Consider the following 11,919-nt stretch of genomic DNA (forward strand, 5'->3'; position numbering starts at 1 on the left):
CCCGGAACTCACATGGGCTAGAACGCCACCGCCGCCGCCCCGTCCACCGGCAGGACCGCCCCCGTCGTGAAGCCCGCCTCCGGGCGGGACAGCGCGACGATCCACCAGGCGATCTCCTCCGGGCGCCCGATCCGCCCCAGCGGCACCCGTGCGCGCTGGGCCGCGCGCAGTTCGGCGATCCGGTCGGCGGACAGCCCGGAGTTCTCGGCGATCTCGGTGTCGACAGGGCCCGGGGCCACGCCCACCACGCGGACGCCGTCGGCGGCCAGTTCGACCGCCCAGGTGCGGGTCAGGAAGTCCAGCCCCGCCTTGGTGGCCCCGTACACGGAGTTCGCGGGCCAGCCGCGCACGGCGCCGGCCGTGGACACGTTGACGACGGTGCCACGGGCGCGCCGCAGCGGTTCCAGGCAGGACTGGGTGAGGCGCAGCGGTGCGAGCAGGTTCGTCTCGATCTGGCGGCGCGCCTGTTCCTCGTCGATCCGGCCCAGCGGGGCCCTGACGACCAGGGCGGCGTTGTTGACCAGCACGTCGATGGCGCCGAACCGGTCGAGCGCGGCGGCGGCCACGGCGTCCGGGGCGTCGGGGGCGGTGAGGTCGGCGACGCAGGGGTGGATGTCCGGCCGGTCCGCCGCGGTGGCTTCCAGCCGGTCCCGCTGCCGGCCGACGGCCAGGACGCGGGCCCCGGCGTCGGCGAAGGCGTGGGCCGTGGCCCGGCCGATGCCCGTCCCGGCGCCGGTGACGACCACGACGGGGCCGCTCGGTGACGTCCACCCGCCGGGGGCGTCCGGCAGGGCGGAGGTGTCTGACAGGGCGGAGGGTGCGGCGGGCGGCGCCCCGGGCGCTCCCTGTGACGGTTCCTGCGGCATGCGGCATCTCCTCGGCCGGTCTGTGGACGGGTCGGTGGGTCCAGTGGGTCGTGGGCCCGGTGGGTCGTCGGTCCGGCGGGTCATGGGTCGCTCGACTGCTGGACGCGACGCCACCAGGCTGGGCGGAATTTCTCGACGCCCGGTCGAGATTCGCTGGAGACGGCCGACGGGTTCGTGGGAGACGGCCGAGGGAGTTCGTAGGAGACGACCGGTCACCATTCCCGGAGCCACTCGGCCCGCAATTCCCCGAAAAGGCAATCCCCCCTTCGAACCGCGCTCTAGTTCCTCTCTAGCCGCTGTCACCAGTCTCGTTCCCGGCCGCCCCGAGCCCCCGGAACAGCCGGCGGAAAAGGCGGGCGGACATCGCCGACCATTTCCCCTTCCCCTTCCCCCGAGGATTCGAGGAGCAGTCCCATGGCCGTTTCCCACACCGCCGTGGCCGGTGCCGCGGGAACCTCGGTGCCCGCCGAGGTGTACCTGGCCGTCCAGCGGTTCTACGCGCACCAGATGTTCCTGCTGGACGAGGGGCGCGTCGAGGAGTGGACGGACACCTTCACCGAGGACGGGGTCTACCGGTCCAACTCCCTCCCGGCGCCCGTGCGGGGGCGGCGGACCATCTGTGCGGAGACCCTCGTCAACTACGAGAAGCGGGTGAGCGCCGGCGTGGTGCACCGCCACGTCGTGACGATGCTCTCGGTGACGCCGGGGCCGGACGCCGGCACGTACCTCGCCCGCTCGTACGTCCTGGTCGTCTCGACGCCGCGCGGCGAGCAGTCGCAGGCGTGGGCGCAGACGGTCTGCCAGGACGTGCTGGAGCGCCGCGCGGACGGGGCCGGGGACGAGGACGGATGGCTGGTGCGGGAGCGCAGCGTCCACCTGGACCGGCTGGGGCCCTCGCTCCCGCCGCCCGGTGCCTGATCTCCCCGATACCTCAAGGCCGAGCGAAGGACGGAATCCGCACATGCAACCAACAAGCCGGACGGCAGTGGCGGCGGTGGCGGCAGAGGTGGTCGAGGTCGCCGACGGCGTCCACGCCTACCTCCAGCCGGACGGCGGCTGGTGCCTCAACAACGCGGGGTTCGTGGTGGGGTCCGGGGCCGTCACGGTCATCGACACCGCCGCCTCGGAGGCCCGGGCCCACGCCCTGCGCGAGGCGGTCGCGGCGGTGACGCCGACGCCCGTCCGGACGGTGGTCAACACCCACAGCCACGGCGACCACACCTTCGGCAACTTCGTGTTCCCGGAGGCCGAGGTCCTCTCCCACGACATCGGCCGCGTGGAGGTGATCGAGGCCGGTCTCACGCTCCAGGGCCTGTGGCCGGACGCCGACTGGGGCGAGGTCACGCTCCGCCCGCCGACGGCGACGTTCACCGACCGGCTCACCCTGCACCGGGGCGACACCCGGCTGGAGCTGCTCCACCTCGGTCCCGCGCACACGGTGAACGACGTCGTGGTGTGGCTGCCGGCGGAACGGGTGCTGTTCGCGGGCGACATCGCGATGTCGGGCGTCACCCCGTTCGTCCTCATGGGATCGGTCAGCGGTTCGCTGGCCGTCCTGGAGGAGCTGGCCGGGCTCGGGGCGCGGACCGTGGTGTGCGGTCACGGCCCGCTGGCCGGCCCGGAGGTACTGGAGGACAACGCGCGGTACCTGCGCTGGCTCCAGGAGACGGCGGCCGGGGCGCGGCGGGCGGGGCTCACCCCGCTGGAGGCGGCACGCGAGGCGGACCTGGGCGAGTTCGCCGGTCTCATCGACGCGGAACGCCTGCTGGGCAATCTGCACCGCGCCTACGCGGAGGACGCCGGGGCGGCGCCGGGCGCCCGGCTGGACGTCGTCGCCGTCTTCGAGGAGATGGTCACGTTCAACGGCGGCCGGCTGCCTGCCTGCCGCATCTGAGACCACCACACGCGGCACACACAGCACACGCGACACCTGCGACACCCACGAGAGAGGACCGGACTTCAGTGAAGCTTCAGGGAAAGACGGCCGTCGTCACCGGTGGCAGCCGGGGGCTCGGCCGGCGGATCGCGGAGGCGTTCCTCGCGCAGGGCGCCCGGGTGGTGCTCGCGGCGCGGAGCGCGGAGCCGGCCAAGGACCTCCTGGAGGCGGCCGGGGACCGGGCGGTCTTCCAGGCCGTGGACGTACGGGACGCGGCCTCGGCCGAGGAGCTGATGGCCACCGCCGCCCGGCACTTCGGCGGGCTGGACATCGTCGTGGCCAACGCCGGGGTCAGCCGCCCGGGTCCGGTCGCGGGGCTGAGCCCCGAGGACTGGCGGGAGACGGTCTCCACCAACCTCGACGGCACCTTCCACTGTGTGCGGGCGGCCGTCCCGTACCTGGAGCGCAGCCGCGCCGGCCGGCTGATCACCCTGTCCTCCGCGCTGGCCACCCGGGTGACCCCGGGCGCGTCCGCCTACTGCGCGACGAAGGCGGCCGTCGAGACCTTCACCCGGGTGAGCGCCGTGGAGCTGGCGCCGCGCGGCATCACCGTCAACTGCCTCTGCCCGGGCTTCATCGACGAGGGCATGGGCAAGGAGCTCGCCGCCAACGAGGTGGTCTGGGGGAAGTACGCACCCAAGGTGTCGCTGGGGCGCATGGGACGGCCGGAGGAGGTGGCCGAGGCGGCGGTGTTCCTGGCGGGCGAGGACAGCGGCTACATCAACGGCCATGTGCTGGAGGTCAACGGCGGCCTGTCCTGGTGACGGGAGCGGCCACCCACAGACGGAACCAGAAGCGGAAGCGGAACCGCAACCACCACCGACGAGGAGAGACATGCTGAAGGACCATCCCGTGGCCCTGGTCACCGGGGCGACATGCGGCATCGGCCTGGCCGTGACGCGCACCCTCGCCCGCGCCGGCGCCCGGGTGTTCGTGTGCGCCAGGAACGAGGACAACCTCGCCGCCGCGGTCAAGGAGCTGCGCGACGAGGGGTTCGACGTGGACGGCACCACCGCCGACGTGCGCTCCCCCGAGGACGTGCGCCGCTTCGTCCGGAGCGCGGTGGAGCGGTACGGACCGGTGGACATCCTGGTCAACAACGCGGGACGGAGCGGCGGCGGAGTGACCGCCGAGATCGCGGACGAGCTGTGGGACGACGTGGTCGCCACCAACCTCACCAGCGTCTTCCGGGTCACCCGGGAGGTGCTGACCACCGGCGGCATGCGGGAGCGGAAGAGCGGCCGGATCATCAACATCGCCTCCACCGCGGGCAAGCAGGGTGTGGTGCTCGGCGCCCCCTACTCGGCGTCCAAGCACGGCGTCGTCGGCTTCACCAAGGCGCTCGGCAACGAGCTGGCCCCCACGGGGATCACGGTCAACGCGGTCTGCCCCGGCTATGTGGAGACGCCGATGGCTGCCCGGGTCCGGCAGGGGTACGCGGCGGCCTGGGACCTGCCCGAGGAGGAGGTGCTCCGGCGCTTCCAGGCGAAGATCCCGCTCGGCCGGTACTCCACCCCCGAGGAGGTGGCCGGGCTGGTGGGCTACCTCGCGTCGGAGACCGCCGCGTCGATCACCGCCCAGGCGCTCAACGTCTGCGGCGGCCTGGGCAACTTCTGATCCGCCCCCCACTGATCCGACCCCCACTGATCCCGCCCCCACTGATCCGACCCCTACTGATCACCACCACGGCCCGCTCCGGCACGCACGCCGGAGGACCCGGGCAGGAGCGAGGGAGACCCATGGCAGACCCGCAGACGCGGCGCACCACCCACCGGATCGAGGTCGCGGCCCCCGCGGAGGCCGTCTACGGCCTGGTGGCCGACGTGGAGAGCTGGCCGCGGGTGTTCCCGCCCACGGTCCACGTGGAGCACCTGGAACGCGACGGGAACCAGGAGCGGATCCGGATCTGGGCGACCGCCAACGGCGAGATCAAGACCTGGACCTCGCGCCGGCGGCTCGACCCGGCGGCGCGCCGCGTGGAGTTCCGCCAGGAGGTCTCGCAGCCGCCGGTGGCCGCGATGGGCGGGGCCTGGGTGATCGAGGCGATCGGCCCCGGCCGGACGCGGGTGGTGCTGGAGCACGACTACGCGGCGGTGGGCGACGACCCGGACAACGTCGCCTGGATCGAGGCGGCCATCGACCGCAACAGCGAGGCGGAGCTGGCGGCGCTCCGTGCCACCGCCGAACAGGAGGGTGCGCGCGACGAGTTGCTGCTCTCCTTCGACGACACCCTCCAGGTCGCCGCTTCGGCCAAGGACGTGTACGCGTTCCTGTACGACGCGCGCCGGTGGGAGGAGCGGCTGCCGCACGTGGCCCGGGTGGACCTGCGGGAGGACGTCCCGGACCTCCAGGTCCTGGAGATGGACACCCGCACCAAGGACGGTTCGACGCACACGACCAGGTCGGTGCGGGTCTGCTTCCCGCACACCCTGATCGCCTACAAGCAGCAGGTGGTCCCGGCGCTGATGAGCGCGCACACCGGGTACTGGCTGCTGGAGGAGACGGACGGCGGGGTGCGCCTGACGTCGCACCACACGGTCGTGCTCCGGCGCGAGAACATCCCCGCCGTGCTCGGCGAGGCGGCCACGGTCGCCGACGCCCGCGCGTACGTCCGTACCGCGCTGAGCGGCAACAGCACGGCCACCATGCGCCTCGCCCAGGAGTACGCCGAGGGGCGCGCCGCATAGCCGGACGGGACGCGGACGACCTGCCCGAGAACGTGAGAAGGAACGCGGCCCCGAGGACGACAGCAGGTCCTCGGGGCCCCGGAACGAACCGAGGAGAAGCACCGTGACGCAACCGGCCGTGACCGCCCCCGCCCCCACCCCCGTCTCCGGGGCCGACTACCAGGAGATCCAGCACTTCTACGCCCGGCAGATGCGCCTGCTCGACCTGGGCGAGGCCGAGGCGTGGGCGGAGACGTTCACCGAGGACGGGGTCTTCGAGCAGAACGTCAGCCCGCAACCGGTGCGCGGGCGCGCCGCGATCGCGACGGGCATGCGCGCGGGCCTGGACCGGCTGGCCGGCACCGGGCTGGTGCGCCGGCACTGGATCGGCATGGTGGCGGCCGACGTCCACGAGGACGGGACGGTGCGCAGCCATTACTACGCGACCGTCTTCGAGACGACCAAGGGGGGCACCCCGCAGGTGCATCTGAGCACCACCGCCGAGGACGTCCTGGTGCGGCGGGACGGCGGCGGGTGGCTGGTCGCGCACCGGACAGTGCGGCACGACGGGGTCTGACCGCGGGAACGCGGCGACGGCCGGCCCGCCCGGGGGACGCTCCCCCGGGCGGGCCGGCCGTTTTTCCGCACCCGTCCACGTCGCCGCCGACGCCGTCAGTTCCGTTCCGGACGGCCCTCCATGACGACCGAGCACATGTGGGGGTCCCCCTGGACCAGGTCCGAGACGCCGCTGAACCGGGCGCGGAGCGTCTCGTCGGCGGCCGCCTGCTCGTTGGCGCGGTGGAAGGCCGCGGCGTCCGCCCACTCGGCGACGTTCCAGTACACCGAGGTGTCCTTCAGCGACCGCAGCAACTCGTAGTCGAGGAGGCCGGGTTGCTTCTCCATGAAGCCGCCCGCCTCCCGGTACACCTGCTCGTATTCCTCCGCAGCCCCGGTGAGAACCATTCTGTTGACGAACACGGCCATGTCGGCGCCTCCGTTTCCCGGGCCGGCCCGGTTGCCGGCCCGGCCACTGTGGGACGGTCCGCTGGAGAGCCGCTCAAGTTCCGCCGGACGATGCCGTACGCGACATTCAGGATGGGCCTCGGAGGCAACCGGGGAAAACGGCGGTGTATCGCCGTTCGAGTCTCTTTCTAGGCACCACTGACAGGTTATTCCCGTCGCCATGGGCTGCACCAAGGGCGGAGTGGCCCTCCCACATCAGCCAATTGAGCAAGGCGAGGACGCAGCATGCCTATCGACGCCGACGGATTCCGGGAGATCTTCGCTTCTCTGCCGACGACGGTCGCCGTGGTCACCGCGGTCGGCCTGGACGGGATTCCCCGGGGGATGACCACGAATACGGTGACCGCGCTCTCCAGGAATCCCCCGCTCCTCCTGGTGTGCATGGACGAGGCTTCGCAGACGCTGCCCGCGGTGCGGGAGTCCGGTTTCTTCGCGGTGAATTTCCTCGCCGATTCGGGCGACGGGATTTCGCAGACGTTCGCCGGAAAGGCGCCGGACAAGTTCGCGCGGTTCGACCACCTGCCCGCCCGGCAGGCGGGCGGCGCCCCCGTGTTCACCGCCGACGTCGTCGCGCACGCCGAGTGCTCCGTGCACGCCGAGATCCCGGCCGGCGACCACTCGATCGTCATCGGCGCGATCCGGGCCGGGGCGGCCCGCGACCGCGCCCCCCTGATGTACCACCGCCGGAGCTACTCGTCCTGGCCGCCCGCGCAGCAGCTGGTCGCCGCCGACTGACCCCCGGCCGTTCCCCCGACACCTTCCCCTCTCCTCTCCACAGGGAGCATCCACCCATGAAGTTCGGTATCAACCTGGCCCCGACCGTCTCCCCGGACGAGAAGTCCGGCGGTCAGTACTACGAGGAGTCGCTGCGGCTGGCCATCCTCGCCGAGGAGCTCGGGTTCTCGCACGTCAAGACCGTGGAGCACTACTTCACCACCTACGGCGGCTACAGCCCCGACCCGGTGACGTTCCTGGCGGCGGTGGCCTCCAGGACCGAGCGGATCCGGCTGGTGACGGGTGCGGTCCTGCCGGTCTTCAGCCACCCGGTGCAGCTCGCCGGGAAGCTCGCGATGCTCGACAACATCTCCAAGGGACGGCTGGACGTGGGCTTCGGCCGGGCGTTCCTGCCGTCGGAGTTCGAGGCGTTCGGCATCTCGATGGACGAGAGCCGGGAGCGCTTCGACGAGGGCGTGGAAGCGTGCCGCCGGCTGTGGGCCGAGGAGGACGTCACCTGGAACGGTACGTTCCACCAGTTCGGTCCGGTGACCATGCTGCCCCGCCCCTACCAGCGGCCCTACCCGCGCATCCTGGTGGCGACCGCGCGCACCCCCAAGTCCTGCGAGGCGGCCGGTACCGCCGGGTTCGGCCTGATGATGGTTCCCGCCATCAACACGGTGGAGTCGGTGCAGGGCATGCTCGGCCTCTACCGGGACGCCTACGCCGCCGCAGGCCACACCCCCGGCGCCCAGGAGGTGCACCTCAGCTACAACTGCTACCTGGCCGAGGACGCCGACGAGGCGTACCGGCTGGGCAAGGCCGCCGCCGCGAACGCCGGTGCCAAGCTGGCCGGGGCGGTGGCCGGCTGGAGCACGACCCGCAGCTCGGCCTACGAGGGCTACGAGAAGCTCGGCAGCCGGCCCAAGGGCGACCACTTCGACGAGCACCTGGCGGAGAACAAGGTGCTCATCGGCACGCCGGAGCACGTCGCCGGCCAGCTGGAGGCGATCCGCGGCTGGTACGGGGACGACATCACCGTCAGCCTCCAGGTCGCCACCGGCAACATGCCGGTCGAGGAGTCCGTGCGCACCATGGAGCTGCTCGCCCAGCGCGTGCTGCCCAAGTTCCTCTGAGCCGGGGCCGGTCGACGATGGTGGAGCACGTTCCCGTCCTCATCGCCGGCGGTGGGCTGTCCGGCCTCACCACGGCGCTCTTCCTCGGCCTGCACGGCGTCCGGCCGCTGCTGGTCGAGAAGCATCCCGGCACCTCCGTGGTGCTGAAGGCCCGCGGCCAGTACCCGCACACCATGGAGGCGCTGCGCGTCGCGGGGGTGGCCGACCGGATCACCGCCGCGAGCCCGGGCGGCACCGGCGACTTCTACATGGTCGTCGCCGAGTCGCTGGCCGGGCCCGTCCTCCAATCGATCATGACCCGGGGCGAGATGGCCATGGACCACGTCTCCCCCGAGCAGTGGGCGATGGCCAGCCAGGAGCGCACCGAGGAGATCCTGGCCGAGCGGGCCGCGGAGCTCGGTGCCCGGCTGGAGTTCTCGACCGAGCTCGTCTCGTTCACCCAGGACGAGGACGGGGTGACGGCCGTCCTCCGCGAGCTGACCACCGGGCGGGAGCGCACGGTGCGCGCCGGCCACCTGGTCGGGGCGGACGGCTGGCGCAGCCCGGTGCGGGAGGCGCTGGGCATCGGCACCCACGGCCGGGGGACGCTGGGCCACGTCCTGCGGGTGTTCTTCACCGCCGACATGTCCGCCCATCTGAGCGGGCTGCCGGGGGTGGCCGAGGGGCACCGGTTCGCCCTGTTCCACCTGCTGGGCGAGGGCCACGGGGTCTTCTACACGACGGACACCCCCGGGCTCTACGGCTGGGTCGGCCCGCTCACGACCGAGCCGACCGGAGCCACGACGCTGTCCGACGCCGAACTGACCGAGCTGATCCGGCGCAGCACCGGGCTCCCCGCACTCCGGCTCACGATCACGGAGAAGGGCGAGACGCCGATCCTGCTCAACGTGGCGGACCGGTTCTCGTCCGGCCGGGCCCACCTGGTCGGCGACGCGGCCAAGGTGATCCCCGCCCCCGGCGGGCTCGGCGGCAACACGGCGGTCATGGACGGCTTCTACCTCGCCTGGAAACTGGCCGCGGTGGTCCGGGGCGAGGCCGGTCCCGGGCTGCTGGACAGCCACGACGCCGAGCGCCGGCCGGTCGCCGACATGATCGCGGACCAGCAGTTCGCCAACACCGTCCTCCGCATGGCCCCGGAGCTCGACGACGGCACGGCGGTCGACACGATCGCCCCCGTCGTGCAGGTCTTCGGGTACCGCTGCGTCCAAGGCGCCGTCGTGCCCGAACCAGGCGACGACGGCGCCCTGCTGGAGGATCCGGCCGCGCCCACCGGCCGTCCCGGCTCCCGGGCCCCGCACGTCGGACTGGTCAGGGACGGCCGCCCGGTGTCGACAATCTCCCTGTTCGGCCGGGGGTTCGTCCTGCTGGCCGGCGCGGAGGGCACGGCGTGGGAGAAGGCGGCGGACGAGGCCGCGGCCGAACTCGGCGTCCCCCTGCGGTACCACCGCGTCGGCGGTCCCGGCGCGGAGCTCCAGGACCCCGGCGGCCGCTGGGCCGCCGCGTACGGAGTGACGGCCGGCGGGGCGGTGCTGGTCCGCCCGGACCGGTTCGTCGCCTGGCGCTCGCCGGCCGAGGGCACCACCGACGACCTGGTGCGCGCGCTGCGGACGGTCCTCGACCGGCCCGCCGAGGGGCATCCGGTCCGTGTCGCCGAAGACCTGATCCCTGCTGCGAAAGCGAGGACGACATGATTCTGGTGACCGGTGCCACCGGCACCGTCGGCAGCCGGGTGCTCGCCGGGCTGCTGGACGCCGGGGTGAAGGCCCGGGCGCTGACCCGCGATCCGGCCCGGGCCGCCCTGCCGGCGGGCGCCGAGGCGGTGGCCGGCGACCTGGCCCGGCCGGAGACGCTGGGCCCCGCGCTGGAGGGGGTCGAGAAGGTCTTCCTGATGGCGCTGGGCCACCACAAGGCCGTCTACGACGCCCACTTGGTGGAGGCGGCGCGCGCCCACGGCGTGCGGCACGTCGTCCAGCTCTCCACGCTGGGCGTCGCGGAGGCCGTCCACGAGGGTGAGGACAACGAGCTGGCCCGCTGGCACCGCGAGGCGGAGGACGTCCTGACGGCGTCCGGGCTGGACTGGACGATCCTGCGGCCGGGCGAGTTCATGTCGAACGCGCTGGCCTGGGCGGCGTCGGTGAAGTCCGGGGGCACGGCGCGCGGCCCGGCCCCCGACCTGCTCCAAGTGCCCACGGATCCGGCGGACATCGCCGCCGTGGCCGTCACCGCGCTCCTCGGCACCGGCCACGAGGGCCGGGTGTACCCGCTCACCGGGCCCGAGCCGATGACCCCGGCGGACCAGCTCGCGACGCTGGGCGAGGTGCTGGGGCGACCGCTGCGCTTCGAGCGGATCACGGTGGCCGAGCAGCGCGCGGTGATGCTGCGGCACCTGCCGCCGGAAACCGTCGACGGCGTCCTGGGCGCCCTCGAACAGGCCCTCGCCGGGGACGGCGCCTTCCGCGGCCTGGTCCTGCCGACCGTTCCCGACCTCCTGGGCCGCCCGGCGCGCTCGTTCCGCGACTGGGCGCGGGCGCACGCCGACGCGTTCCGCTGACCCGGCACCCCCGGCCCGTCCCCCGTACCGGCGTAACCCCGTACCGCCGTACCGCCGTACCGCCGTACCGCACTCGATCCCGTCCGACAGGAGCACCCGCACGTGACGACCTTCCCCTCGACGCCGCCCGTCGGCCTGGAGTACACGGACGTCCAGCACTTCTACGCACGTCAGATGAGGTGGCACGACGAGGGCGAGGCCGAGCTGTTCGCGGCGACGTTCACCGTCGACGGCAGCTTCGACGCCACCCCCTTCCCCGCGCCCGCCGTCGGCCGCCCGGCGATCGCGGAGGCCGTGCGCCAGGCCCGGGTCCGCCACGCCGAGCTGGTGCGCGACGCGCACATCCGGCACTGGGTGGGCATGACGGCCGTCGACCTCCAGGACGACGGCACGCTGCGGGTGGAGAGCTACGCGGTGGTGTTCCGCACCCCGTTCGGCGGCTCGCCCTCCCTCCAGTCCACCGCGACGCTCAGCGACGTACTGGTGCGGGACGGCGACGGCTGGCTGGTGCGCAGCCGGCTGGTGCGCCCCGACGAACTGGAATGACCGCACGGCGGACGGCCGCTCCCGCCCGACCTCCCGAAAGGAAAACGCGCATGGTCGTGTTCATCAACAAACTCGTGCTCACCGGCTCCGCGGCGGAACTGGAAGCCGCCTACGCCGAGGTGGCGGAATTCATGCTCAGCCGACCCGGGCTCATCCGTTTCCGGTTCCTCCGCTCGGACGACCACCCGGAGGTCTATTTCAATGTGGCGGAATGGGAGGACCGGGAGGCGCTGGACACGGCGCTCAAGGACCCCGAGTTCCATGCCCGGGTGAGCAAGGTGCTGCCGCTCATCAAGGGCGATCCGCACATCGCCGAAGTGGTGCACCACGGCGCGCCCGCGCGCGTCTGACACCCCTCCGGTATCCCCCGGGCGGCGGCCGGACTTCCGGCCGCCGCCGTCGTTTTGGGCGCCGCGGCGTCCGAAGTACGTACCGCGGCGCCATGTCCGGCGGGGTTCGAGCGGCACTTGAGGTGTGCTGC

General features: G+C 73.0%; 14 protein-coding genes. 12 read left to right on the plus strand and 2 right to left on the minus strand.

The window, feature by feature from the left end:
* Positions 1-17: 17 nt before the first annotated feature.
* The gene (locus tag HN013_RS21625; protein WP_171168707.1) at positions 18-866 is read right to left on the minus strand and encodes an SDR family NAD(P)-dependent oxidoreductase; all 849 of its coding nucleotides are present in this window, start codon (positions 864-866) and stop codon (positions 18-20) included.
* A gap of 414 nt (positions 867-1,280) precedes the next feature.
* Here HN013_RS21625 and HN013_RS21630 point away from each other — a divergent pair, with 414 nt between their 5' ends.
* From HN013_RS21630 to HN013_RS21655, 6 genes are all read left to right on the plus strand, one after another.
* Positions 1,281-1,784: a nuclear transport factor 2 family protein gene (locus HN013_RS21630; protein ID WP_171168708.1), complete on the plus strand. Its 504-nt coding sequence runs from the start codon at positions 1,281-1,283 to the stop codon at positions 1,782-1,784.
* A gap of 43 nt (positions 1,785-1,827) precedes the next feature.
* Positions 1,828-2,760, plus strand: a complete 933-nt coding sequence (locus tag HN013_RS21635; protein ID WP_171168709.1) for an MBL fold metallo-hydrolase — start codon at positions 1,828-1,830, stop codon at positions 2,758-2,760.
* Positions 2,761-2,828: 68 nt separating this feature from the next.
* Positions 2,829-3,566 (plus strand): SDR family NAD(P)-dependent oxidoreductase, encoded by a 738-nt coding sequence (locus HN013_RS21640; RefSeq protein ID WP_171168710.1) that lies wholly within the window; start codon positions 2,829-2,831, stop codon positions 3,564-3,566.
* Between the two features lie 70 nt (positions 3,567-3,636).
* Positions 3,637-4,419 carry a 3-oxoacyl-ACP reductase gene (locus HN013_RS21645; protein ID WP_171168711.1) on the plus strand — a complete coding sequence of 261 codons (783 nt, stop codon included), beginning with the start codon at positions 3,637-3,639 and terminating at the stop codon, positions 4,417-4,419.
* Positions 4,420-4,541: 122 nt separating this feature from the next.
* Positions 4,542-5,489, plus strand: a complete 948-nt coding sequence (locus tag HN013_RS21650) for an aromatase/cyclase (RefSeq protein WP_171168712.1) — start codon at positions 4,542-4,544, stop codon at positions 5,487-5,489.
* A 103-nt stretch (positions 5,490-5,592) separates the two neighbouring features.
* Positions 5,593-6,045 carry a nuclear transport factor 2 family protein gene (locus tag HN013_RS21655; protein ID WP_312018676.1) on the plus strand — a complete coding sequence of 151 codons (453 nt, stop codon included), beginning with the start codon at positions 5,593-5,595 and terminating at the stop codon, positions 6,043-6,045.
* Between the two features lie 95 nt (positions 6,046-6,140).
* Here the strand turns inward: HN013_RS21655 and HN013_RS21660 are convergent, their stop codons facing one another.
* Positions 6,141-6,452: an antibiotic biosynthesis monooxygenase gene (locus HN013_RS21660; RefSeq protein ID WP_171168713.1), complete on the minus strand. Its 312-nt coding sequence runs from the start codon at positions 6,450-6,452 to the stop codon at positions 6,141-6,143.
* A gap of 264 nt (positions 6,453-6,716) precedes the next feature.
* On the opposite strand from HN013_RS21660, the gene HN013_RS21665 reads away from it, so the two are divergent.
* The 6 genes from HN013_RS21665 (at position 6,717) to HN013_RS21690 (ending at position 11,788) form a co-directional block, all read left to right on the plus strand.
* Positions 6,717-7,226 (plus strand): flavin reductase family protein, encoded by a 510-nt coding sequence (locus HN013_RS21665; RefSeq protein WP_171168715.1) that lies wholly within the window; start codon positions 6,717-6,719, stop codon positions 7,224-7,226.
* A 56-nt stretch (positions 7,227-7,282) separates the two neighbouring features.
* Positions 7,283-8,341: an LLM class flavin-dependent oxidoreductase gene (locus HN013_RS21670; RefSeq protein ID WP_171168716.1), complete on the plus strand. Its 1,059-nt coding sequence runs from the start codon at positions 7,283-7,285 to the stop codon at positions 8,339-8,341.
* Positions 8,342-8,358: 17 nt separating this feature from the next.
* Complete coding sequence (locus HN013_RS21675; RefSeq protein WP_171168717.1) at positions 8,359-10,032, plus strand: FAD-dependent monooxygenase; 1,674 nt, start codon at positions 8,359-8,361, stop codon at positions 10,030-10,032.
* Complete coding sequence (locus HN013_RS21680) at positions 10,029-10,892, plus strand: NAD(P)H-binding protein (protein ID WP_171168718.1); 864 nt, start codon at positions 10,029-10,031, stop codon at positions 10,890-10,892. Before HN013_RS21675 ends, HN013_RS21680 begins: the two co-directional genes overlap by 4 nt.
* A 102-nt stretch (positions 10,893-10,994) precedes the next feature.
* Entirely contained in the window at positions 10,995-11,438 is a 444-nt protein-coding gene (locus HN013_RS21685; protein WP_171168720.1) for a nuclear transport factor 2 family protein, read from the plus strand.
* Positions 11,439-11,488: 50 nt separating this feature from the next.
* Complete coding sequence (locus HN013_RS21690; RefSeq protein WP_171168722.1) at positions 11,489-11,788, plus strand: antibiotic biosynthesis monooxygenase; 300 nt, start codon at positions 11,489-11,491, stop codon at positions 11,786-11,788.
* Positions 11,789-11,919 lie beyond the last annotated feature (131 nt).

The organism is Streptomyces sp. I05A-00742, from assembly GCF_013055795.1.
Lineage (GTDB): Bacteria > Actinomycetota > Actinomycetes > Streptomycetales > Streptomycetaceae > Streptomyces.